This is a genomic window from Mycobacterium tuberculosis complex sp. N0072, from assembly GCF_030323725.1.
In the GTDB taxonomy this organism is placed as follows: Bacteria; Actinomycetota; Actinomycetes; order Mycobacteriales; family Mycobacteriaceae; genus Mycobacterium; species Mycobacterium tuberculosis.
In genome coordinates, this window is the sequence record NZ_CP040689.1 from 1,833,782 (window position 1) to 1,857,908 (window position 24,127).

Genomic DNA, 24,127 nt, shown 5'->3' on the forward strand with positions numbered 1-24,127 from the left:
ACTAAAGCCTAATCGGTGAGTTAGCGTTTACCGACTCTGTCGGCGCTTTCCGGGTGCGTTCGCTTGGTGCCCTCGGTGGGATTCGAACCCACACTGGACGGGTTTTGAGTCCGTTTCCTCTGCCAGTTGGGATACGAGGGCTTGATCCGGTCTCCTACTCTAGAGGAGCCACGTCCCGACTCACCGCCCCCCGAGGTTCCCGATCGCGCCCGCTCACGACACAATGTCCGTCATGACCGGCCCCACCACCGACGCCGATGCCGCTGTCCCACGTCGGGTCTTGATCGCGGAAGATGAAGCGCTCATCCGCATGGACCTGGCCGAGATGTTGCGAGAGGAGGGATATGAAATTGTCGGCGAGGCCGGCGACGGCCAGGAAGCCGTCGAGCTGGCCGAGCTGCACAAGCCCGACCTGGTGATCATGGACGTGAAGATGCCGCGCCGGGACGGGATCGACGCCGCATCCGAAATCGCCAGCAAACGTATTGCCCCGATCGTGGTGCTGACCGCGTTCAGCCAGCGTGATCTGGTCGAACGTGCGCGTGATGCCGGGGCGATGGCATACCTGGTAAAGCCTTTCAGCATCAGCGACCTGATTCCAGCGATTGAATTGGCGGTCAGCCGGTTCAGGGAGATCACCGCGTTGGAAGGCGAGGTGGCGACGCTATCTGAACGGTTGGAAACCCGCAAGCTGGTGGAACGAGCAAAAGGCCTGCTGCAGACCAAACATGGGATGACCGAGCCGGACGCTTTCAAGTGGATTCAACGTGCCGCCATGGATCGGCGCACCACCATGAAGCGGGTGGCCGAAGTCGTGCTGGAAACCCTCGGAACACCCAAAGACACCTGAGGGCGAGCAGACGCAAAATCGCCCATTTCGTACCCGAAATGGGCGATTTTGCGTCTGCTCGCGGAACCTAGCGCGCGACGATCACCGACGAGCCGTGCCCGAACAGGCCCTGGTTGGCGGTGACGCCGACCTTGGCGTCCGCCACCTGCCGGCCGGTGGCCTGACCGCGCAGCTGCCAGGTCAGCTCGCAGACCTGCGCGATCGCCTGGGCGGGAATCGCCTCACCGAAACACGCCAGCCCGCCCGACGGGTTGACCGGGACCCTGCCGCCGAGGGTGGTCGCGCCGCTGCGCAGCAGCGCCTCGGCCTCACCCTTGGGGCAGAGCCCCAGGTGTTCGTACCAGTCGAGTTCCAACGCGGTGGACAGGTCGTAGACCTCGGCCAGGCTTAAGTCTTCTGGACCAATACCGGCCTCCGCGTAGGCAGCGTCGAGGATCTGATCCTTGAACACCCGCTCCGGAGCCGGCACCGCGGCGGTGGAATCCGTTGCGATATCCGGCAATTCGGGCAAATGTTGCGGGTATTTCGGGGTAACGGTGCTGATCGCGCGCACCGACGGCACGCCCGCCACCGAGCCAAGGTGCTTCTCGGTGAAAGACTTGCTGGCCACGATGAGTGCGGCCGCACCGTCGGAGGTGGCGCAGATGTCAAGCAGCCGAAGCGGATCCGAGACCACCGGGCTAGCCAGCACGTCGTCGATCGAGTTCTCTTTGCGGTAGCGGGCGTTCGGGTTGTCTAGGCCGTGCCGGGAGTTCTTGACCTTCACTTGAGCGAAGTCTTCGACTGTGGCGCCGTACAGGTCCATGCGCCGGCGCGCCAGCAGCGCGAAGTACACCGTGTTCGTCGCCCCGATCAGATGGAAGCGCTGCCAGTCGGGGTCGCCCTTGCGCTCGCCGCCCACGGGCGCGAAAAAGCCCTTCGGTGTGGTGTCGGCGCCGATCACCAGCGCCACGTCACAGAAACCGGCCAAGATCTGCGCGCGAGCACTCTGCAGCGCTTGGGAACCGCTGGCACACGCGGCGTAGCTGGAGCTGACCGGCACACCGGTCCAGCCGAGCTTCTGGGCGAACGTGGCACCGGCGACGAAGCCCGGATACCCGTTGCGGATGGTGTCCGCTCCGGCGACCAGCTGCACGTGCCGCCAGTCCACGCCGGCGTCCCGCAACGCGGCGCGGGCGGCGACCACGCCATACTCGGTGAAGTCATTACCCCATTTCCCCCACGGGTGCATACCGGCACCCAGGATGTAAACGGGTTCCGGCGCGCTCATCCTCATCGGCGCCGCTCCTCAGCATCGCTGCGCTCTGCATCGTCGCCGGCGCGCGATGGGATCCGCCACGCGTAGACGATGCGCTGCACACCGTCGTCGTCGGCGAACAGCGGCATGGTCGTCAGCTCCATCTCCATGCCGACCTTCAGATCGGCGGCCAGCGTGCCATCGACCACTTTGCCCAGCACGATCAGTCCCTCGTCGGCCAGTTCCACCGCGGCCACGGCGAACGGCTCAAAGGGGTCGGGTGCCGGGTACGGCGGTGGCGGGGCGTACCGGTTTTCGGTGTAGCTCCAAAGCTTTCCGCGGGTCGACAGTCCGACCGACTCTAGTGTGTCGCTGCCGCAAGCCGGATTCGGACAATTGTCCGCCCGGGGTGGGAAGACGTACGTGCCGCACTGGGGACACTTGCCGCCGAGCAGATGCGGGTTGCCGGCCTTATCGGTGGTGAACCATCCATCGATTGCCGGTTCTTCACGGGTGACCTCTGGCACCGGTCCAGCCTACCGAGCCCGGGCGTAAAACTGAAACGTGTTGCAGTTCTGCTGGCACCTGCGCCCGCATTCCACGTCAGCGTCGGTGCATAAAGTGTGAGCCGTGGTGACTACTGCCAGTGCCCCCAGCGAGGATCGAGCCAAGCCGACGCTGATGTTGCTGGATGGCAATTCGCTGGCGTTTCGGGCGTTCTACGCACTGCCCGCGGAGAACTTCAAGACCCGCGGCGGGCTGACCACCAACGCCGTCTACGGCTTCACCGCCATGCTGATCAACCTGCTGCGCGATGAAGCCCCGACGCACATCGCGGCGGCTTTCGACGTGTCCCGGCAGACCTTCCGCTTGCAACGCTACCCGGAGTACAAGGCCAACCGATCGTCGACCCCCGACGAGTTCGCTGGCCAGATCGACATCACCAAAGAAGTGCTGGGCGCACTCGGCATCACCGTGCTCTCCGAGCCGGGGTTCGAGGCCGACGACCTCATCGCCACGCTGGCCACCCAGGCCGAGAACGAGGGCTACCGGGTGCTGGTGGTCACCGGGGATCGTGACGCACTGCAACTGGTCAGTGACGATGTGACGGTGCTCTACCCCCGCAAGGGCGTCAGCGAACTTACGCGCTTCACACCGGAGGCCGTCGTCGAAAAGTACGGGCTCACCCCTAGGCAGTACCCGGACTTCGCCGCGCTGCGCGGCGACCCCAGCGATAACCTGCCCGGCATACCCGGGGTGGGGGAGAAGACCGCCGCCAAATGGATCGCCGAGTACGGCTCGCTGCGGTCACTGGTGGACAACGTTGACGCCGTGCGCGGCAAGGTGGGCGATGCGCTGCGGGCGAACCTGGCCAGCGTGGTGCGCAACCGTGAGCTCACCGACCTGGTTCGCGACGTGCCGCTGGCCCAGACCCCGGACACGCTGCGGCTGCAGCCCTGGGATCGCGACCACATTCACCGGCTCTTCGACGACCTAGAGTTTCGGGTGTTGCGCGACCGGTTGTTCGACACGTTGGCCGCGGCCGGGGGACCCGAGGTCGACGAGGGGTTCGACGTGCGCGGCGGCGCGTTGGCGCCCGGCACGGTTAGGCAATGGTTGGCCGAGCACGCCGGCGACGGGCGCCGAGCGGGCCTGACGGTGGTGGGTACCCATCTGCCGCACGGTGGGGACGCTACCGCTATGGCCGTCGCCGCCGCCGACGGCGAAGGCGCTTACCTCGATACCGCGACGCTGACGCCCGACGACGACGCCGCGTTGGCGGCCTGGCTAGCGGATCCAGCTAAACCCAAAGCCTTGCATGAGGCAAAGGCGGCCGTTCATGACCTGGCGGGTCGTGGTTGGACCTTGGAGGGCGTCACCTCCGACACCGCACTGGCGGCCTACCTGGTGCGGCCGGGGCAGCGCAGCTTCACCCTCGACGACCTCTCGCTGCGCTATCTGCGTCGCGAGCTGCGTGCGGAAACACCGCAGCAGCAACAACTTTCACTGCTCGATGACGACGATACGGACGCCGAGACCATTCAAACGACGATCCTGCGGGCGCGGGCAGTCATCGACCTGGCCGACGCGCTGGACGCCGAGTTAGCGCGTATCGACTCCACCGCGCTGCTGGGGGAGATGGAGCTGCCGGTCCAGCGGGTGCTGGCGAAGATGGAAAGTGCCGGTATCGCCGTCGACCTGCCCATGTTGACCGAGCTGCAAAGCCAGTTTGGCGACCAGATCCGCGACGCCGCCGAGGCCGCCTACGGCGTGATCGGCAAGCAAATCAACCTGGGCTCACCCAAGCAGCTGCAGGTCGTGCTGTTCGACGAACTGGGCATGCCGAAGACCAAACGCACCAAGACCGGCTACACCACGGATGCCGACGCGCTGCAGTCGTTGTTCGACAAGACCGGGCATCCGTTTCTGCAACATCTGCTCGCCCACCGCGACGTCACCCGGCTCAAGGTCACCGTCGACGGGTTGCTCCAAGCGGTGGCCGCCGACGGCCGCATCCACACCACGTTCAACCAGACGATCGCCGCGACCGGCCGGCTCTCCTCGACCGAACCCAACCTGCAGAACATCCCGATCCGCACCGACGCGTCCCGGCGGATCCGGGACGCGTTCGTGGTCGGGGACGGCTACGCCGAGTTGATGACGGCCGACTACAGCCAGATCGAGATGCGGATCATGGCGCACCTGTCCGGGGACGAGGGCCTCATCGAGGCGTTCAACACCGGGGAGGACCTGCATTCGTTCGTCGCGTCCCGGGCGTTCGGCGTGCCCATCGACGAGGTCACCGGCGAGCTGCGGCGCCGGGTCAAGGCGATGTCCTACGGGCTGGCTTACGGGTTGAGCGCCTACGGCCTGTCGCAGCAGTTGAAAATCTCCACCGAGGAAGCCAACGAGCAGATGGACGCGTATTTCGCCCGATTCGGCGGGGTGCGCGACTACCTGCGCGCCGTAGTCGAGCGGGCCCGCAAGGACGGCTACACCTCGACGGTGCTGGGCCGTCGCCGCTACCTGCCCGAGCTGGACAGCAGCAACCGTCAAGTGCGGGAGGCCGCCGAGCGGGCGGCGCTGAACGCGCCGATCCAGGGCAGCGCGGCCGACATCATCAAGGTGGCCATGATCCAGGTCGACAAGGCGCTCAACGAGGCACAGCTGGCGTCGCGCATGCTGCTGCAGGTCCACGACGAGCTGCTGTTCGAAATCGCCCCCGGTGAACGCGAGCGGGTCGAGGCCCTGGTGCGCGACAAGATGGGCGGCGCTTACCCGCTCGACGTCCCGCTGGAGGTGTCGGTGGGCTACGGCCGCAGCTGGGACGCGGCGGCGCACTGAGTGCCGAGCGTGCATCTGGGGCGGGAATTCGGCGATTTTTCCGCCCTGAGTTCACGCTCGGCGCAATCGGGACCGAGTTTGTCCAGCGTGTACCCGTCGAGTAGCCTCGTCAGGTACCAATCTGTCCCTACGACCCAACCCTGTCCGGAGCAACCCAACAATATGCCGAGTCCCACCGTCACCTCGCCGCAAGTAGCCGTCAACGACATAGGCTCTAGCGAGGACTTTCTCGCCGCAATAGACAAAACGATCAAGTACTTCAACGATGGCGACATCGTCGAAGGCACCATCGTCAAAGTGGACCGGGACGAGGTGCTCCTCGACATCGGCTACAAGACCGAAGGCGTGATCCCCGCCCGCGAACTGTCCATCAAGCACGACGTCGACCCCAACGAGGTCGTTTCCGTCGGTGACGAGGTCGAAGCCCTGGTGCTCACCAAGGAGGACAAAGAGGGCCGGCTCATCCTCTCCAAGAAACGCGCGCAGTACGAGCGTGCCTGGGGCACCATCGAGGCGCTCAAGGAGAAGGACGAGGCCGTCAAGGGCACGGTCATCGAGGTCGTCAAGGGTGGCCTGATCCTCGACATCGGGCTGCGCGGTTTCCTGCCCGCCTCGCTGGTGGAGATGCGCCGGGTGCGCGACCTGCAGCCCTACATCGGCAAGGAGATCGAGGCCAAGATCATCGAGCTGGACAAGAACCGCAACAACGTGGTGCTGTCCCGTCGCGCCTGGCTGGAGCAGACCCAGTCCGAGGTGCGCAGCGAGTTCCTGAATAACTTGCAAAAAGGCACCATCCGAAAGGGTGTCGTGTCCTCGATCGTCAACTTCGGCGCGTTCGTCGATCTCGGCGGTGTGGACGGTCTGGTGCATGTCTCCGAGCTATCGTGGAAGCACATCGACCACCCGTCCGAGGTGGTCCAGGTTGGTGACGAGGTCACCGTCGAGGTGCTCGACGTCGACATGGACCGTGAGCGGGTTTCGTTGTCACTCAAGGCGACTCAGGAAGACCCGTGGCGGCACTTCGCCCGCACTCACGCGATCGGGCAGATCGTGCCGGGCAAGGTCACCAAGTTGGTTCCGTTCGGTGCATTCGTCCGCGTCGAGGAGGGTATCGAGGGCCTGGTGCACATCTCCGAGCTGGCCGAGCGTCACGTCGAGGTGCCCGATCAGGTGGTTGCCGTCGGCGACGACGCGATGGTCAAGGTCATCGACATCGACCTGGAGCGCCGTCGGATCTCGTTGTCGCTCAAGCAAGCCAATGAGGACTACACCGAGGAGTTCGACCCGGCGAAGTACGGCATGGCCGACAGTTACGACGAGCAGGGCAACTACATCTTCCCCGAGGGCTTCGATGCCGAAACCAACGAATGGCTTGAGGGATTCGAAAAGCAGCGCGCCGAATGGGAAGCTCGGTACGCCGAGGCCGAGCGCCGGCACAAGATGCACACCGCGCAGATGGAGAAGTTCGCCGCCGCCGAGGCGGCTGGACGCGGCGCGGACGATCAGTCGTCGGCCAGTAGCGCACCGTCGGAAAAGACCGCGGGTGGATCACTGGCCAGCGACGCCCAGCTGGCGGCCCTGCGGGAAAAACTCGCCGGCAGCGCTTGATCTTGCAGCTGATCGCGTTCACGTAATGCTGCGCATCGGGCTGACCGGCGGCATTGGCGCCGGGAAGTCGTTGCTGTCCACGACGTTCTCGCAATGCGGCGGAATCGTTGTCGACGGCGATGTGTTGGCGCGTGAAGTGGTCCAGCCGGGCACCGAGGGGCTGGCCTCGCTGGTCGACGCGTTCGGTCGCGACATCCTGCTTGCAGACGGAGCGCTGGACCGGCAGGCGTTGGCGGCCAAGGCGTTTCGAGATGACGAGTCGCGCGGTGTGCTCAACGGAATCGTGCACCCGCTGGTCGCCCGGCGCCGATCCGAGATCATCGCGGCGGTTTCGGGGGACGCGGTTGTGGTCGAAGATATTCCACTGCTGGTGGAATCCGGGATGGCGCCATTGTTTCCGCTGGTGGTGGTGGTGCACGCCGACGTCGAGCTACGGGTGCGACGGCTGGTCGAGCAACGCGGCATGGCCGAAGCCGACGCCCGGGCTAGGATCGCTGCGCAGGCCAGCGACCAGCAGCGTCGTGCCGTCGCCGACGTCTGGCTGGACAACTCGGGCAGCCCAGAGGATTTGGTGCGGCGGGCCCGCGACGTCTGGAACACGCGCGTCCAGCCCTTCGCGCACAACCTGGCCCAACGTCAGATTGCGCGCGCGCCGGCTAGGTTGGTGCCGGCGGATCCAAGCTGGCCGGATCAGGCGCGGCGCATCGTCAACCGGCTAAAGATCGCGTGCGGGCATAAGGCCTTGCGAGTTGACCACATTGGGTCAACCGCCGTGTCGGGCTTCCCCGATTTTCTAGCCAAGGATGTCATCGACATCCAGGTCACCGTCGAATCACTTGACGTGGCCGACGAGCTGGCCGAGCCCTTGCTGGCCGCCGGCTACCCACGCCTCGAGCACATCACCCAGGACACCGAAAAGACCGACGCTCGCAGCACCGTCGGCCGCTACGACCACACCGACAGTGCCGCTCTGTGGCACAAGCGCGTGCACGCCTCGGCGGATCCCGGTCGGCCGACCAACGTGCACCTGCGGGTGCACGGCTGGCCCAACCAACAGTTCGCCCTGCTGTTCGTCGACTGGCTGGCGGCCAATCCCGGCGCGAGAGAAGACTATTTGACGGTCAAGTGTGACGCCGACAGGCGCGCCGACGGTGAGCTCGCGCGCTACGTCACCGCCAAGGAGCCGTGGTTCCTGGATGCCTACCAGCGGGCATGGGAGTGGGCGGATGCGGTGCACTGGCGTCCCTGAACGAGGGCCTGCCGCACTGGGCGATGACGCCATCGATCGAGCAGGCCGCCCAGCTGTCATCCCCGGCCAGCCTCATCTGAGGCTTCCAGCTCGGGGGCGCCGGCGCCCGGGGCGGTGGGCGCTTCTGCTACCCGAGCCGGCACGCGCGCTTCATGAGCCGCTGCGCCAGGTCAGCTCCATCCCCTTGGTGGCCAGCCAGCGGGTGAGGTCATAGCCGTTGCGGGCCAGGCCCTCGACGGCGTCGACTGCGTGCCGCACCGCCTGCTCGGCGACCGTCGGGGTCAACAGGCCGTGGCGGACGGCGTCGAGTAGTTCGTCGACGTCGGCGAGCTCGGCCCCGCCGCCGGTGCGGACTTCGATGTCGAGGTAGTGGTCTTCGGAACGCCATACGGAAGGGCCCGGTGTGTATTCGCCGACGTCCAGATAGTAGTCGTGATCGCGTTTGTGGCTGGGATTGAAGTGAAAGACAGTGGCGCGTAGGCCCAACGACGGCAACAGCCACGACTCGAGGTAGTGGAATTGGGCACGGCCCGGGGTGGGCCGGGCCAGGTAGAGCCCCCACGGATGCACCGTGTACTCATCGACCGCCCGCACTATGCCCTTCGGATCGGTATTGGTGTGGGCGATCAGGTCGAACGTCTCGTGCTTGGGTGGGTGAATGGCTCACCCTATCTGGTCGCACGAGGCGTGCCGGTACATCGACACGCCGGTACTGGTGGCATTCTGCGCACGCTCGCCGCACGGTGTGTCCGCGGGTGGCTCTAGGCTGGTTGGCGTGGCTTTCGCTACCGAGCATCCGGTGGTCGCGCATTCGGAGTATCGCGCGGTCGAGGAGATTGTGCGCGCCGGCGGTCACTTCGAGGTGGTCAGTCCGCATGCTCCGGCCGGCGACCAGCCGGCCGCAATCGACGAGCTGGAGCGGCGGATCAACGCGGGGGAGCGTGACGTGGTGTTGCTCGGCGCCACCGGCACCGGGAAGTCGGCGACCACCGCGTGGCTGATCGAACGCCTGCAGCGGCCCACCCTGGTGATGGCGCCCAACAAGACGTTGGCCGCCCAGCTGGCGAACGAACTGCGAGAGATGTTGCCGCACAACGCCGTCGAGTACTTCGTCTCGTACTACGACTACTACCAGCCGGAGGCGTATATCGCGCAGACCGACACTTATATCGAAAAGGATAGCTCCATCAACGACGACGTGGAGCGGCTGCGGCACTCCGCGACCTCGGCGCTGCTGTCGCGTCGTGACGTGGTGGTGGTGGCTTCGGTGTCCTGCATCTACGGCCTGGGCACACCGCAGTCCTACCTGGACCGCTCCGTCGAGCTGAAGGTGGGCGAGGAAGTGCCGCGCGATGGGCTGCTGCGGCTGCTGGTCGACGTGCAATACACCCGAAACGACATGTCCTTTACTCGCGGCTCGTTTCGGGTGCGCGGCGACACCGTCGAGATCATCCCCTCCTACGAAGAGCTGGCGGTTCGCATCGAGTTCTTCGGCGACGAGATCGAGGCGCTGTACTATCTGCACCCGCTGACCGGCGAGGTTATCCGCCAGGTCGACTCGCTGCGGATCTTTCCCGCTACCCATTACGTCGCCGGTCCGGAGCGGATGGCGCATGCCGTCTCGGCCATCGAGGAAGAACTCGCCGAGCGACTCGCCGAGCTTGAGAGCCAGGGCAAGCTGCTGGAGGCGCAGCGGCTGCGGATGCGCACCAACTACGACATCGAAATGATGCGGCAGGTCGGGTTCTGCTCGGGCATCGAGAACTACTCCCGCCACATCGACGGTAGGGGGCCCGGCACGCCGCCCGCGACCCTGCTCGACTATTTCCCCGAGGATTTCCTGCTCGTTATCGACGAGTCACATGTCACCGTGCCGCAGATCGGCGGCATGTACGAGGGCGACATCTCCCGCAAGCGCAACCTGGTGGAGTACGGTTTCCGGCTGCCGTCGGCGTGCGACAACCGTCCGCTGACCTGGGAGGAGTTCGCTGACCGGATCGGGCAGACGGTGTATCTGTCTGCCACCCCGGGGCCCTACGAGCTCAGCCAGACCGGCGGCGAGTTCGTCGAGCAGGTGATCCGGCCGACCGGTCTGGTGGACCCGAAAGTGGTAGTCAAGCCGACCAAAGGGCAGATCGACGACCTGATCGGCGAGATCCGCACACGGGCAGACGCCGACCAGCGGGTGCTGGTGACGACGCTGACCAAGAAGATGGCCGAAGACCTCACCGACTACCTGCTGGAGATGGGCATTCGGGTGCGCTACCTGCATTCGGAGGTCGACACGTTGCGCCGGGTCGAGTTGTTGCGCCAGCTGCGTCTGGGTGACTACGACGTGCTGGTCGGCATCAACCTGCTCCGCGAGGGCCTAGACCTGCCCGAGGTGTCGCTGGTGGCGATCCTCGACGCCGACAAAGAAGGATTCCTGCGGTCAAGCCGCAGCCTGATCCAGACCATCGGACGCGCCGCTCGCAACGTGTCCGGCGAGGTGCACATGTACGCCGACAAAATCACCGACTCGATGAGGGAAGCCATCGACGAGACCGAACGCCGGCGGGCCAAGCAGATCGCCTACAACGAGGCCAACGGAATCGACCCACAGCCGCTGCGCAAAAAGATCGCCGACATCCTCGATCAGGTCTATCGGGAGGCCGACGACACCGCCGTCGTCGAGGTCGGCGGATCCGGGCGCAACGCATCCCGCGGCCGGCGGGCTCAGGGTGAGCCCGGCCGGGCGGTCAGCGCCGGCGTGTTCGAGGGCCGCGACACCTCCGCCATGCCGCGCGCTGAGCTGGCCGACCTAATCAAAGACCTCACCGCACAGATGATGGCGGCCGCGCGCGACCTGCAGTTCGAGCTGGCGGCCCGGTTCCGCGACGAGATCGCCGACCTCAAGCGGGAGCTGCGGGGGATGGACGCGGCCGGCCTGAAGTGACCGAAACAGCGAGCGAGACCGGCAGCTGGCGTGAGCTACTGAGCAGGTATCTGGGCACCTCCATAGTGCTGGCCGGTGGCGTCGCGCTGTACGCCACCAACGAGTTTCTGACAATCAGCCTGCTGCCGAGCACAGTCGCCGACATCGGGGGTAGCCGACTGTACGCCTGGGTGACAACCCTGTATCTGGTCGGGTCGGTGGTGGCGGCGACCACCGTCAATACGATGTTGCTGCGCGTCGGGGCGCGCTCGTCGTATCTGATGGGGTTGGCCGTCTTCGGTCTGGCCAGCCTGGTATGTGCGGCGGCGCCGAGCATGCAGATTCTGGTGGCCGGGCGTACCTTGCAAGGAATAGCCGGTGGGCTGCTGGCCGGCCTAGGCTACGCGCTGATCAACTCGACCTTGCCCAAGTCGCTGTGGACCCGTGGCTCAGCACTGGTGTCGGCGATGTGGGGGGTCGCGACGCTGATCGGACCGGCGACCGGAGGCCTTTTCGCGCAGCTCGGGCTGTGGCGATGGGCGTTCGGCGTGATGACGTTGCTGACCGCGTTGATGGCCATGTTGGTGCCGGTCGCGCTCGGTGCCGGGCGGGTCGGCCCGGGCGGCGAGACGCCGGTGGGCAGCACACACAAGGTGCCGGTGTGGTCGCTATTGCTGATGGGGGCCGCCGCACTGGCGATCAGCGTCGCCGCGCTTCCGAACTACCTCGTCCAGACGGCCGGGCTGCTAGCCGCCGCCGCGCTGCTGGTTGCGGTGTTTGTGGTAGTCGACTGGCGGATACACGCAGCGGTGTTGCCGCCCAGCGTATTTGGCTCCGGACCGTTGAAATGGATTTACCTGACCATGTCGGTGCAGATGATTGCGGCAATGGTCGATACCTACGTGCCGCTGTTCGGTCAGCGACTGGGACACCTGACCCCGGTGGCAGCCGGGTTCTTGGGTGCCGCGCTGGCGGTGGGCTGGACGGTCGGTGAGGTCGCCAGCGCCTCGTTGAACAGTGCACGAGTTATCGGGCATGTCGTGGCAGCCGCACCGCTGGTGATGGCGTCGGGGTTGGCGCTAGGCGCCGTCACCCAGCGCGCCGATGCGCCGGTGGGGATCATCGCGCTGTGGGCGCTGGCGCTGCTGATCATCGGGACCGGCATCGGGATCGCCTGGCCGCATCTAACGGTGCGCGCTATGGATTCTGTCGCCGACCCGGCCGAGAGCAGCGCGGCGGCCGCGGCGATCAATGTCGTACAGCTGATCTCCGGTGCTTTCGGCGCCGGGCTGGCCGGTGTGGTGGTCAACACTGCCAAGGGCGGCGAAGTGGCGGCGGCTCGTGGGCTATACATGGCATTTACGGTGCTGGCCGCCGCTGGTGTCATCGCCTCCTACCAGGCCACGCACCGCGACCGGCGCTTACCGCGTTGACTTGACCACCTGCGAGTAGTGGAACTGCCAGCGCTCGACGATGCGGAAGCCGAGGTAGCTCGGGAACCGGTATACGGGCGTGCGCCCGAAGCCTGTTCCCGGTGACAACATTTCGCCGACCTGATGATCGGGCAACGACTTGTCACGATTGGCTATCGTCCACAGCGTGGGGCACTTGTCGATCTTGGCCGTCGTAAGCCACACAGCGACATGGCCATCCCACAAAGTGCCGACCTTGGGGCCGTAGGTGCCGCGCTCGACGTCAATCAGCGACCGGAACGCCGCCGGCCGGGTGGCCAGCAGGGCGCGGATGGGCCCGGGTCGCCAACCCGCGGTGTTGTCCACCAGCAGGCAATCCCCGGGCTTGGCATGGGCGCTGATGACATCTGCCACCTGGCTGTAATCCCAGCCCTCTTTCGCGTACGGCCCCCGCTGTGTGAAGAAGTAGTTCGGAAACGCTGCGGCGGCAAGGAGAAACACGACCCCGGCGATGAGCCACGGCTTGCGGGCGATGGTGACGACGCAAACCGCTAGGATGACGGCCGCGGCGGGGGCGGTGAGGATCAGGTAGCGCGGGTAGTAGATCGGTTCGACGGTCGCCGAGTAGATGAGGACGACGGCGGTGGGCACGACGATCCAGGCTGCGCTGACGAGCACGAGCCGGTGGGTATCGCCACCGGGTCCACGAGCTCCGGCCAGATGCGCCGCGATGCCGGCAGCGACGATGAGGCCCGCGAGGATGGCGAACGGAACACTGTGATCGAAATACTGGCGGTGTATGACGTCGAGAATGATGTTTCTGTTCAACCCTGCGATCCACCCGACCTGCCAAACCTGGCCGTGGGCGAACAGTATGAACGGTGTCATGGCCCCGAGCGCGGCTGCCGTGACGACCGTCCACCAGATCACGGGAGATTTGCGTGATTTCCCGGACGCCAGCAGCGGCACCATCGTCGCATAGGCCGGTACCAACAGGGCCAGGTTGATACTGACCAAGATCGACAGCATCAAAACCAGCGCGTAGAGCAGCCACCGCCGCTGGGTGTTGCACCGCACCGCGGCCACGAGTAATACGGTCAGCCAGACGGCGGCTGCTACCGACAGCGCGGAGGAGCGTGCTTCGATTCCGGCCCACGTCACCCTGGGCAGAATCGCGAACACGGCTCCCGCACACACCGCCGTGGTGCGTCCCGAAAACTGTTTGGCAAAAACCACCACGCCGGCGGCGGCCGCTCCAATGGCCAGGCAGCTGGGAAGCCGCGACCATAATTCGGTGGGCGGAAATATGGCGAACCAGCCATGCATCAACAGGTAGTACAGGCCGTGCACGGCGTCGATATGGCCCAGCAGACTCCATAGCTCTGGCAATGTCCGGCTGGCTGAAGCCGAGATCGTTGCCCCCTCGTCGAACCACAACGATGGCCTGCTTGCCCAGGCGCCGCTGATGACCGCGGCCAGCACTGCAATCGCCAGCGGGTCGAGCAGCCGGCCGCGCATCCGCGCCACCAACTCGTCGACGTGTGCTGCCGCGGGCTGCTCCAGAGTGGAGGCGGACATGATGCGGGTCACCTTAGGGTCCGCGCGATGATCCTGGTCACCGGCGGTTCGGCGACTGGGCAGCCCGGCGTGCGGCGGTGCGCCGGGACGACTCGCATGCATTTCCCAAAAAGCCTTGCACAGCAACATTTTCCGCGATCAGCGTGCGTATTGAATCGTCGTGTCATCGCCACCATTGTCGGCTGGTTCACCGCGATCGGGCAAATGAGGGTTGCGCCACGCCGTTGCGGTGTGATTAATCTGACCTATCTATATCCGGCAACGCGATACTGTCTGGGGTTGGCGTAGCAACCGACACCTGGGAGGGTAAATGAGCGCCTATAAGACCGTGGTGGTAGGAACCGACGGTTCGGACTCGTCGATGCGAGCGGTAGATCGCGCTGCCCAGATCGCCGGCGCAGACGCCAAGTTGATCATCGCCTCGGCATACCTACCTCAGCACGAGGACGCTCGCGCCGCCGACATTCTGAAGGACGAAAGCTACAAGGTGACGGGCACCGCCCCGATCTACGAGATCTTGCACGACGCCAAGGAACGAGCGCACAACGCCGGTGCGAAAAACGTCGAGGAACGGCCGATCGTCGGCGCCCCGGTCGACGCGTTGGTGAACCTGGCCGATGAGGAGAAGGCGGACCTGCTGGTCGTCGGCAATGTCGGTCTGAGCACGATCGCGGGTCGGCTGCTCGGATCGGTACCGGCCAATGTGTCACGCCGGGCCAAGGTCGACGTGCTGATCGTGCACACCACCTAGCGGCCGTTACCAGCCGCGCGCACGCCATTCGCTGAGGCTGGGGCGTTCGGCACCCAGCTCCGTGTCGTCACCGTGGCCGGGGTAGATGACGGTGGAGTCGGCGTACACGTCGAAAACCCGGGTGGTGACGTCGTCGAGCAGTTGGGTGAAGTCGGCAGGTTGCCAGGTTTTGCCGACACCGCCGGGGAACAAGCAGTCGCCGGTGAAGAGCTGTGTGACGCCTCCGGTCACCGGCCCGCCGAGGGCCAGCGCGATCGATCCGGGTGTGTGTCCGCGCAAGTGGATGACGTCGAATGTCAGCTCGCCGATGCGCACGCTGTCGCCGTGGGTGAGCAACCGGTCCGGTTTGACCGGCAGCGGGTCGGCGTCGATCGGATGGGCCGCGGTCGGCGCCCCGGTGGCCGCGGCCACCGCTTGCAGCGCCTGCCAGTGGTCGAAGTGCTGGTGACTGGTAACGATCAGGGCCAGCTTCGGCGCGTACCGCCGGACCAGGTCGATGAGGACCTCCGCGTCATTGGCGGCGTCGATCAGCAGGGTTTCTCCGGTCGCTGAACACGTCACCAGGTAGGCGTTGTTGTCCATCGGGCCCACCGATGCCTTGAGGATCGTGGCGCCGGGCAGGAAGCGACGCGCCGCCTTGCCGCGTTCGACGTGTCCGGTGTAGTTGTCGTCGACTGTTGTCATATGCGCCACTGCTCCTATGCCGGCTGCGCCGGCATCATCGTCGTTGGCGCGGGTCATATGCGCCACTGCTCCTATGCCGGCTGCGCCGGCATCATCGTCGTTGGCGCGGGTCATATGCGCCACTGCTCCTATGCCGGCTGCGCCGGCATCATCGTCGTTGGCGCGGGTCATATGCGCCACTGCTCCTATGCCGGCTGCGCCGGCATCATCGTCGTTGGCGCGGGTCATATGCGCCGACGTTACGACGTTACCGGTCCCCTGATGGTTGTCGGTACGGGCACATAGCATGGGATACGGCCTTTGGCCGGCGAGATGAGTTTCAGTGAAAGGGACAGCGTGGCTGACCGCCTGATCGTCAAGGGTGCGCGCGAACACAATCTGCGCAGCGTCGACCTCGACCTGCCCCGCGACGCGCTGATCGTCTTCACCGGGTTATCCGGATCGGGCAAGTCCTCGCTCGCGTTCGACACCATCTTCGCCGAGGGGCAGCGGCGTTACGTGGAGTCGCTGTCGGCCTACGCCCGCCAATTTCTCGGGCAGATGGACAAGCCGGACGTCGACTTCATCGAGGGGCTGTCTCCGGCGGTGTCCATCGACCAGAAGTCGACCAACCGCAACCCACGATCGACGGTCGGGACCATCACCGAGGTGTACGACTACCTGCGGCTGTTGTATGCGCGCGCGGGCACGCCGCACTGCCCGACCTGCGGGGAGCGAGTCGCGCGCCAAACCCCGCAACAAATCGTCGATCAGGTGCTGGCCATGCCGGAGGGCACTCGGTTTCTGGTGCTGGCCCCGGTGGTGCGTACCCGCAAGGGCGAGTTCGCCGATCTGTTCGATAAGCTCAACGCCCAGGGCTACAGCCGGGTGCGGGTCGACGGTGTGGTGCATCCGCTGACCGATCCGCCGAAGCTGAAAAAGCAGGAAAAGCACGACATCGAGGTGGTGGTGGACCGTCTCACCGTCAAGGCCGCCGCCAAGCGGCGGCTCACCGATTCGGTGGAAACCGCGCTGAATTTGGCCGACGGGATCGTGGTGCTCGAATTCGTCGATCATGAACTGGGTGCACCGCATCGCGAGCAGCGGTTCTCCGAGAAGCTGGCCTGCCCCAACGGGCACGCGCTGGCCGTCGACGACCTGGAGCCGCGGTCGTTCTCGTTCAACTCGCCCTACGGCGCCTGCCCCGAATGCAGTGGTCTGGGCATCCGCAAGGAGGTCGACCCGGAGCTGGTGGTGCCCGATCCGGATCGCACCCTGGCGCAGGGTGCGGTGGCGCCGTGGTCGAACGGCCACACCGCGGAGTACTTCACCCGGATGATGGCCGGCCTTGGCGAGGCGCTCGGGTTCGACGTCGACACGCCCTGGCGCAAGCTGCCGGCCAAGGCCCGCAAGGCGATTCTGGAAGGCGCCGACGAGCAGGTGCACGTGCGCTACCGCAACCGCTACGGACGCACCCGGTCGTATTACGCCGATTTCGAGGGTGTGCTGGCGTTCCTGCAACGCAAGATGTCCCAAACCGAGTCCGAGCAGATGAAGGAGCGCTACGAGGGTTTCATGCGGGACGTGCCCTGCCCGGTGTGTGCGGGCACCCGGCTCAAGCCCGAGATTCTGGCGGTGACGCTGGCTGGGGAGTCCAAGGGGGAGCACGGCGCCAAGTCCATCGCCGAGGTGTGTGAGCTGTCGATCGCCGACTGCGCGGACTTCCTGAACGCGCTCACGCTGGGTCCGCGCGAGCAAGCGATCGCCGGGCAGGTGCTCAAGGAGATCCGGTCGCGGCTCGGGTTTCTGCTCGACGTCGGGCTGGAGTACCTGTCGCTGTCCCGGGCGGCGGCCACGCTGTCCGGCGGTGAGGCACAACGTATCCGGCTGGCCACCCAGATCGGCTCCGGCCTGGTGGGTGTGCTCTACGTGCTCGACGAGCCGTCCATCGGGCTGCACCAGCGCGACAACCGTCGTCTTATCGAAACCCTCACCCGGTTACGGGATTTGGGGAACACTTTGATCGTCGTCGAGCACGACGAGGACACCATCGAGCATGCGGACTGGATCGTCGACATCGGCCCGGGGGCCGGTGAGCACGGTGGCCGCATCGTGCACAGCGGGCCCTACGATGAACTGCTACGCAACAAGGATTCGATCACCGGCGCCTACCTGTCCGGCCGGGAAAGCATTGAGATACCGGCGATTCGGCGTTCCGTCGACCCCCGTCGTCAACTCACCGTCGTCGGCGCCCGCGAGCACAACTTGCGCGGGATCGATGTGTCTTTCCCGCTGGGTGTGCTGACCTCGGTGACCGGTGTCTCGGGTTCGGGCAAGTCGACGTTGGTCAACGACATCCTGGCCGCGGTGCTGGCCAACCGCCTCAACGGCGCCCGGCAGGTCCCCGGCCGGCACACCCGGGTCACCGGGCTGGACTATCTGGACAAGCTGGTGCGGGTGGACCAATCGCCGATCGGGCGCACACCGCGATCCAACCCGGCCACCTACACCGGTGTGTTCGACAAGATCCGCACCCTGTTCGCCGCCACCACCGAGGCCAAGGTCCGCGGCTATCAACCCGGACGATTCTCGTTCAACGTCAAGGGCGGTCGCTGCGAGGCCTGCACCGGCGACGGCACCATCAAGATCGAGATGAACTTCCTGCCCGACGTGTACGTGCCGTGCGAGGTCTGCCAGGGGGCCCGGTACAACCGCGAAACCCTCGAGGTGCACTACAAGGGCAAGACCGTCTCGGAAGTGCTGGACATGTCCATCGAGGAAGCGGCGGAGTTCTTCGAGCCGATCGCCGGCGTCCATCGCTATCTACGCACCCTGGTCGACGTGGGCCTGGGCTACGTGCGGCTCGGCCAGCCCGCGCCCACGCTGTCCGGCGGTGAGGCCCAGCGGGTCAAGCTGGCCTCGGAGCTGCAGAAGCGCTCCACCGGGCGCACCGTCTACATCCTCGACGAGCCGACGACGGGACTGCACTTCGACGACATACGCAAGCTGCTCAACGTGATCAACGGCCTGGTCGACAAGGGCAATACGGTGATCGTCATCGAACATAACCTGGACGTGATCAAGACATCGGATTGGATCATCGACCTGGGCCCGGAGGGCGGTGCCGGCGGCGGAACCGTTGTCGCCCAAGGCACTCCGGAGGACGTTGCCGCGGTGCCGGCGAGCTACACCGGGAAGTTTCTCGCTGAGGTCGTCGGCGGCGGTGCCTCGGCCGCCACATCGCGGTCGAACAGACGGCGCAACGTCAGCGCCTGAGCTGGACTATCGCCGCGCGTCAAGTCTGTGCTCACGGCGGCGAACTGGGTGCGGTCTCACTCATCGGTGTGCATCGACTCACGGATCTGAGCTAGCCGTTCGGCTGCCGCGCGCTGCCGCTGCGCGTACTGATCTTCGAGCCGGCGGCCTTGCGGGCTCTCGGCGTCGAGTTCGGTTGCCCCCAGGGCCGTTCCGTATCGGGTTTCGATCTTCTCGCGGACGGATTCGAAGGTCGGTACCCCAGCGCTGTCGTACCGCGGATCGGACTCGGAATTCGGCGTCGTGGCTTCCGGTGGTGTCGGTTCGTCGGGCATGCTCTGGCAATGCTCCTATCTGCCGGTACCGGCGATCTGCTGTGTCGTACCCGGCAACGGGATCTTAGGCACTCCCGGAGTGGCCAGTTGGCCGGCCAGCCATGGCAGCGCCGCAGCGAAAACCCGGTCGGCGAAAGGCCAGTCGTGCTTGCCCGGTTGTGGAACCACGGCGCAGTAGATGCCGTTGGCGCGGCCGAGGGCGCACAGTGCATTGGCGGCAGCAGCCTGGTTGCCTGGGTTGGCGGCGGCATCGCGACCGGCCAGCCGCATCGTGGTGGTATCGGCGACAGCGTTGTCGGGCGAGGGTGGACCCGGCGAAGAGATCGCGAACCAACCCGACAGTCCGGTGTAGCTGCCATGCCGGGTGATCACCGTCGTCGGGTCAAACGCCGACCAGGCGTCTTCGTTGCCGCCGAACAACCTGACGATGGTTTGCGTCTTGTTGCCAGCGTTCGGGTAGAAATCACCGGCGATGTCGACAAACGCGCTAAACAGTGTCGGGTGCATGACGGTCAGATCCACCGCGCAGGTCCCACCCATCGACCAACCCACGATGCCCCAGCTGGTCTGTTCGGGACTGACGCCGAATTTCGAGACCATGTAGGGCACAACATCTTTAGTCAAGTGGTCGGCCGCGTTGCCACGCCGTCCATTGACGCATTCGGTGTCGTTGTTGAACGCGCCGCCGGAATCCACGAATACCACGACGGGAGCATTGCCGCTGTGGGCGGCCGCAAAGTCGTCGAGCGTCTTCACCGCGTTACCGGCTCGCGCCCAATCGGCGGGTGTGTTGAATTGACCGCCGATCATCATCACCGTCGGCAGCTGCGGCGGCGGAGGGTTCTCGGAACGATGCTCTCGGTCGAACCAGGCCGGCGGCAGGTACACCAGTTCGCCGCGATGCTTGAAGTGTGATGCGTCGGAAGGGATCACCACTGGCAACAAGGTGCCGTGCGACGGCCGCACCCCACTGTGCGCCAGTGCGGCAACAGCGGCCTGATCGGCCTGGTCGGGCAACGGGCCGGAGGTGAGCTGGTTCCACGCGGTCTGCACGGTCGGGAAGTAGCCAACCCACAGGTTGAGCGTCAAGGTCGCGCTGAGCAGACAGAGGGGCACGGCCAGCAGCGACGCGCCGCGGCGCCACCACCGCGCGCTGCGCCAGCCCAGGATCAAAACCGTCGCCGCCGCGCCGGTCAACGCGACCCAGATCCACAGCGTGCTCGGCGGCCGTTCGTTGGCCAGGCCGTTGCCGGTGACATACCAGCGCGTCCCCCATGCCAGGGTGGCCCCGATAGCGGCGGCCGTCGGCAGCCACCGCCGTTGCCAGTGACGTGATCGCCACCCTGCCGCCAGCACCAGCACGACCGCGGTCACGACCTGGACAGCGAGCGGCACCCAACCGTGCATCAGCGATGTGTGGCCTACTGCTAACGGCTGCGTCGCGGCTGGCGGCGTCGACGCGGTCACCAGTTCATTCTGAGCCATTTCGGGCGGTGATTTGTTGGGGGTTTCCTGTGATCCGACGGACGCCCACCGGCTCCGGCTAATGCGGTTTTGCCAACGGAAAGGGCAGTGTTTCGCGAATGCTGCGCCCAGTGATCAGCATGACCACCCGGTCAATGCCCATGCCCAAGCCGCCGGTGGGCGGCATGGCGTACTCCATCGCTTGCAGGAAGTCTTCGTCGAGTTCCATCGCCTCGGGGTCTCCGCCGGCGGCCAGCAGGGACTGCTCCTGCAGGCGGCGCCGTTGCTCCACCGGGTCGGTCAGCTCGCTGTAGGCGGTGCCCAGCTCGATACCCCACGCCACCAGGTCCCAACGCTCGGCGACACCGCGCTTGCTGCGATGCGGTCGGGTCAACGGTGACACCGATGTCGGAAAGTCGATGTAGAACGTCGGTTGCTCGGTGCGGCACTCCACCAGGTGCTCGTATAGCTCGAGCACGACCGCGCCGGCATCCCATTGGGTCCGATAGGGGACACCGGCGGCGTCGCACAGCTTGCGGAGAGTGGTCAAGCCGGTATCGGCGTCGATGCGTTCACCGAGTGCTTCCGAGATCGCATCATGCACCGTCCGCACCGGCCATATCCCGGAGATGTCGACCGGTTCGAGGTGGTGGCGGGTGCCGTCGGAACCCTTGTCCGTCCGGGGCCGCATGGCGATGGGCGCCCCGTTGGCGGCCTGGGCGGCGTTCTGGATGAGTTCGCGGCAGCCGTCAACCCACTCAAGGTAGTCGGCGTGTGCTTGATAGGCCTCCAGTAGGGTGAACTCCGGGTTGTGGCTGAAGTCGACGCCCTCGTTGCGAAAGGCACGGCCGAGCTCGAATACCCGTTCCACGCCGCCGACGCACAGGCGCTTGAGGTAGAGCTCTGGTGCGATGCGCAGGAACAGATCCATGGAATACGTGTTGATGTGCGTGACGAACGGTCGGGCGGTGGCGCCGCCGTGCAGCTGCTGTAGGATCGGCGTTTCGACCTCGACGAATCCCTTTGCGAACAGCGTCTCGCGCACAGCGCGCAGCACGCTGCTGCGAGCGGTGATCAGCGCACGGGACTCAGCGTTGACCGCCAGGTCGAGGTAACGGGTCCGGACTCGGGCTTCGGGATCCAGTAGCCCCTTCCACTTATTCGGCAACGGCCGCAAACACTTACCGATCAGGCGCCAGCCGCTGACGATCAACGATGGAGTTCCGGTCTTGCTGGCGCCCATGTGTCCGGTCATCTCCACCAGATCACCCAGATCGGTCGCCGCGTTGAAGTCGGCCGCGCAGCCCTGGTCCAGGCGTGAATTATCCAGCAGCACTTGCATTTCGCCCGACCAGTCGCGCAGCTGGGCGAACAACACACCACCGTAGTTACGTATTCGCATGATGCGTCCGGACACCGACACGCTAGCCTGGTGGTCTGCGGCCAGCGCCTGTGCCACCGTGTGACTGGGCGGCCGGCCCACGGGAAAGGCGTCAATGCCGCTGCTCCGCAGCTTCTCTAGCTTGTCGAACCGAACTCGCACCTGCTCGGGTAGCCGCCGCTCGACCCCGTCGCCATTGGTGAGGCCTACTTGCCGCAGCCCGCTCACGTCCGGTGCCGAGCCGTCGTGATGCAATAGGCCGGTGGCCGCCAACCGCTCGGGCACTGCCGGATGATGCCCCGTGTGTACTCGGTTGCGCCGGCTGAACGGCAGCACGAGGAACCCCTCTGCGATCACCGAGGCGACGCCCACTCGGGGAATCACTCGGGCGTCTTCGTAGCAGGCGTAGCGCGGTACCCATTCGGGTTGGTACTTCATGTTGGAGCGGTAGAGCGTCTCGAGCTGCCACCACCGTGAGAAGAAGACCAGCAGCCCCCGCCACAACCGGGCAACCGGGCCGGCGCCGAGTTGGGCGCCCTGCTCGAAGGCCGCGCGAAACACCGCGAAGTTCAACGAAATACGAGTGATACCAAGGCGTTCAGCGTGCAAGGCGAGTTCGCTGACCATAAGTTCGATAGTGCCGTTCGGGGATTGTGGAGAACGACGCATCAAATCCAGGGAGACACCGGTGGTTCCCCACGGCACCAGCGACAGCATTGCCAGCACCTGGTTGTGCGGATCAATCGCCTCCACCAGCAGGCAGTCGGAGTCCGCGGGGTCGCCGAGGCGGCCCAGCGCCATCGAGAAGCCGCGCTCGGTCTCGGTGTCGCGCCAGGAATCCGCCCGTGTGATGGTCTGCGCCATCTCGTCTTCGGCAATGTCGCGATGCCGCCGGATGCGCACCGTCAACCCCGCCCGCCGGGCCCGCGTCACGGCCTGGCGCACCCCGCGCATCTCCGGGCCGGACAACTTGAAATCGGCTGGCCGCAGGATGGCCTCATCGCCCAGCTCGAGCGCGGTTAGGCCCGCTTCGCGATATGTCTGAGCCCCTTGTGAACTGGCGCCCATCACGCCGGGTGCCCAGCCGTAGGTCTGGCACAGCCGCAGCCACGCGTCGACGGCCTGCGGCCATGCTCTGTGGTCGCCTACCGGGTCGCCGCTGGCTAGGCAGACACCGACCTCGACACGGTAGGTGATACAGGCGCGGCCGCTGGATGCGAATACCACCGACTTGTCGCGACGGGTGGCGAAGTAGCCCAGTGAGTCGTCCTTCCCATACAAATCCAATAACCCGCGGATAGCGGATTCGTCCTCTCCGGTCAGCGCATTGTCAGCGCGCTGAGATAGGAACAAGACGATCGCAGCCCCGATCAACGCGAACGCGCCGAACAACCCGAAGATCGCGTTGAGGAAGACGTGCGGTCTGCCGGTGAACAGATCGGGATCGGCGAGGGCGAATCCGACCACCCGGTTGGCCGCGTAACCCAACCGCTCGTCCGGCGCTAGTGATCCCGGAAACAGTTCGACCAGACCCCAAGACGCCACGATTCCGACCACCGCGCCGGCAAGCCACACCGCAGCCGCCCGAAACAGCGCGCCCCTGCGGACCTTGGCCCAGAACTCCCGATAGCCCAGCACCAGAACGACGATTGCCACAACATGCACGGCGAATCCGAGATTCTCCCCGAAGCTCTCGGCGGCGGTGTTGCCGCCCGCTGCGATCTCGGCGGCGTTGACCACGGCGGCCAGGACCATATTTGCCAGCAAGACCAACCAGGCAATGCGTTTGCGTGCCGTTAACGCGGCGGCCAGCAATGCCAGCACGAAGGACCACGCGAAGTTGGTGTCGGGGAAGTTGAACAGATAATCGTTGATGAATTCGCGCGGAACCTTGATGATCCACCGAATCAACGGCGACACACTGGCCAGTAGTGACAGGGTCGCGATCACGCCGACGGTCCAGCCGGCTGCCGCGGGAACCCAGTGATACCGGGAGTTTCCCCTGGTGGCCGAGCGAGGTTTGGTGAGTGTCACAGACCGCGAGGATATTCCCAAAAGCCGGGAAATGCCCGGCGTTGCAGCCCT

General features: G+C 65.7%; 16 protein-coding genes, 1 tRNA gene and 1 pseudogene. 9 read left to right on the forward strand and 9 right to left on the reverse strand.

Translation table 11 applies throughout. The features are described from left to right. Positions 1–64 precede the first annotated feature (64 nt). A tRNA-Leu gene (locus FF952_RS08620) sits at positions 65–141 on the reverse strand. A gap of 91 nt (positions 142–232) precedes the next feature. Between FF952_RS08620 and FF952_RS08625 the strand changes: the two genes are divergently transcribed. Beyond that, positions 233–850 carry an ANTAR domain-containing response regulator gene (locus FF952_RS08625; RefSeq protein WP_003408045.1) on the forward strand — a complete coding sequence of 206 codons (618 nt, stop codon included), beginning with the start codon at positions 233–235 and terminating at the stop codon, positions 848–850. A 67-nt stretch (positions 851–917) separates the two neighbouring features. On the opposite strand, the gene FF952_RS08630 is transcribed toward FF952_RS08625, so the two are convergent. Both FF952_RS08630 and FF952_RS08635 read right to left on the reverse strand, forming a co-directional pair. Beyond that, positions 918–2,126, reverse strand: a complete 1,209-nt coding sequence (locus FF952_RS08630) for a lipid-transfer protein (protein ID WP_003408054.1) — start codon at positions 2,124–2,126, stop codon at positions 918–920. After that, positions 2,123–2,614 carry a Zn-ribbon domain-containing OB-fold protein gene (locus FF952_RS08635; protein WP_003408058.1) on the reverse strand — a complete coding sequence of 164 codons (492 nt, stop codon included), beginning with the start codon at positions 2,612–2,614 and terminating at the stop codon, positions 2,123–2,125. Before FF952_RS08635 ends, FF952_RS08630 begins: the two co-directional genes overlap by 4 nt. 103 nt (positions 2,615–2,717) lie before the next feature. Here FF952_RS08635 and polA point away from each other — a divergent pair, with 103 nt between their 5' ends. The 4 genes and pseudogenes from polA to FF952_RS20945 all read left to right on the forward strand — a co-directional run. Further along, positions 2,718–5,432, forward strand: coding sequence for a DNA polymerase I (polA, locus tag FF952_RS08640; RefSeq protein ID WP_003903519.1), 2,715 nt, complete (start codon positions 2,718–2,720; stop codon positions 5,430–5,432). Positions 5,433–5,594: 162 nt separating this feature from the next. Beyond that, a complete protein-coding gene (rpsA, locus tag FF952_RS08645) occupies positions 5,595–7,040 on the forward strand; it encodes a 30S ribosomal protein S1 (RefSeq protein WP_003408066.1) in 1,446 nt (481 codons plus the stop codon). A 25-nt stretch (positions 7,041–7,065) separates the two neighbouring features. Continuing rightward, on the forward strand, positions 7,066–8,289 hold the full coding sequence (coaE, locus tag FF952_RS08650; protein WP_003408069.1) for a dephospho-CoA kinase: 1,224 nt from the start codon (positions 7,066–7,068) through the stop codon (positions 8,287–8,289). A gap of 38 nt (positions 8,290–8,327) precedes the next feature. Then, positions 8,328–8,444: pseudogene (locus FF952_RS20945) on the forward strand (hypothetical protein); the annotation flags it as partial. On the opposite strand, the gene FF952_RS08655 reads toward FF952_RS20945, so the two are convergent. Next, entirely contained in the window at positions 8,440–8,883 is a 444-nt protein-coding gene (locus FF952_RS08655; RefSeq protein ID WP_003898953.1) for a ribonuclease FAU-1 family protein, read from the reverse strand. The pseudogene FF952_RS20945 and the gene FF952_RS08655 overlap by 5 nt on opposite strands. A gap of 181 nt (positions 8,884–9,064) precedes the next feature. Between FF952_RS08655 and uvrB the strand changes: the two genes are divergently transcribed. Continuing rightward, positions 9,065–11,224 (forward strand): excinuclease ABC subunit UvrB, encoded by a 2,160-nt coding sequence (uvrB, locus tag FF952_RS08660; protein WP_003911575.1) that lies wholly within the window; start codon positions 9,065–9,067, stop codon positions 11,222–11,224. Beyond that, entirely contained in the window at positions 11,221–12,636 is a 1,416-nt protein-coding gene (locus FF952_RS08665) for an MFS transporter (RefSeq protein ID WP_003904659.1), read from the forward strand. Before uvrB ends, FF952_RS08665 begins: the two co-directional genes overlap by 4 nt. Here the strand turns inward: FF952_RS08665 and FF952_RS08670 are convergent. Next, positions 12,625–14,295 (reverse strand): mannosyltransferase, encoded by a 1,671-nt coding sequence (locus FF952_RS08670; RefSeq protein ID WP_003408080.1) that lies wholly within the window; start codon positions 14,293–14,295, stop codon positions 12,625–12,627. The genes FF952_RS08665 and FF952_RS08670 overlap by 12 nt on opposite strands. 208 nt (positions 14,296–14,503) lie before the next feature. Here FF952_RS08670 and FF952_RS08675 point away from each other — a divergent pair, with 208 nt between their 5' ends. Continuing rightward, on the forward strand, positions 14,504–14,944 hold the full coding sequence (locus tag FF952_RS08675; protein ID WP_003408085.1) for a universal stress protein: 441 nt from the start codon (positions 14,504–14,506) through the stop codon (positions 14,942–14,944). A gap of 6 nt (positions 14,945–14,950) precedes the next feature. Here the strand turns inward: FF952_RS08675 and FF952_RS08680 are convergent, their stop codons facing one another. Further along, on the reverse strand, positions 14,951–15,628 hold the full coding sequence (locus FF952_RS08680) for an MBL fold metallo-hydrolase (protein WP_003408088.1): 678 nt from the start codon (positions 15,626–15,628) through the stop codon (positions 14,951–14,953). A 336-nt stretch (positions 15,629–15,964) separates the two neighbouring features. Between FF952_RS08680 and uvrA the strand changes: the two genes are divergently transcribed. Next, a complete protein-coding gene (uvrA, locus tag FF952_RS08685) occupies positions 15,965–18,883 on the forward strand; it encodes an excinuclease ABC subunit UvrA (protein WP_003408092.1) in 2,919 nt (972 codons plus the stop codon). Between the two features lie 56 nt (positions 18,884–18,939). Here the strand turns inward: uvrA and FF952_RS08690 are convergent, their stop codons facing one another. From FF952_RS08690 to lysX, 3 genes are read right to left on the reverse strand one after another with little or no spacing between them, the layout of a single operon-like run. Beyond that, the gene (locus FF952_RS08690; protein WP_003408096.1) at positions 18,940–19,197 is read right to left on the reverse strand and encodes a PspA/IM30 family protein; all 258 of its coding nucleotides are present in this window, start codon (positions 19,195–19,197) and stop codon (positions 18,940–18,942) included. 15 nt (positions 19,198–19,212) lie between these two features. After that, positions 19,213–20,682, reverse strand: a complete 1,470-nt coding sequence (locus FF952_RS08695) for an alpha/beta hydrolase (protein WP_003408099.1) — start codon at positions 20,680–20,682, stop codon at positions 19,213–19,215. 58 nt (positions 20,683–20,740) lie between these two features. Further along, positions 20,741–24,076, reverse strand: a complete 3,336-nt coding sequence (lysX, locus tag FF952_RS08700) for a bifunctional lysylphosphatidylglycerol synthetase/lysine--tRNA ligase LysX (protein WP_031680787.1) — start codon at positions 24,074–24,076, stop codon at positions 20,741–20,743. Positions 24,077–24,127 lie beyond the last annotated feature (51 nt).

Excerpts from the sequence above, each read along its gene's own strand:
- FF952_RS08690 (WP_003408096.1), bottom strand. The coding sequence starts at position 19,197 with ATGCCCGACGAACCGACACCACCGGAAGCCACGACGCCGAATTCCGAG.
- FF952_RS08680 (WP_003408088.1), bottom strand. The coding sequence starts at position 15,628 with ATGACAACAGTCGACGACAACTACACCGGACACGTCGAACGCGGCAAG.
- rpsA (WP_003408066.1), top strand. The coding sequence starts at position 5,595 with ATGCCGAGTCCCACCGTCACCTCGCCGCAAGTAGCCGTCAACGACATA.
- FF952_RS08630 (WP_003408054.1), bottom strand. The coding sequence starts at position 2,126 with ATGAGGATGAGCGCGCCGGAACCCGTTTACATCCTGGGTGCCGGTATG.
- FF952_RS08695 (WP_003408099.1), bottom strand. The coding sequence starts at position 20,682 with ATGGCTCAGAATGAACTGGTGACCGCGTCGACGCCGCCAGCCGCGACG.
- coaE (WP_003408069.1), top strand. The coding sequence starts at position 7,066 with ATGCTGCGCATCGGGCTGACCGGCGGCATTGGCGCCGGGAAGTCGTTG.
- FF952_RS08670 (WP_003408080.1), bottom strand. The coding sequence starts at position 14,295 with ATGCATGCGAGTCGTCCCGGCGCACCGCCGCACGCCGGGCTGCCCAGT.
- FF952_RS08675 (WP_003408085.1), top strand. The coding sequence starts at position 14,504 with ATGAGCGCCTATAAGACCGTGGTGGTAGGAACCGACGGTTCGGACTCG.
- FF952_RS08625 (WP_003408045.1), top strand. The coding sequence starts at position 233 with ATGACCGGCCCCACCACCGACGCCGATGCCGCTGTCCCACGTCGGGTC.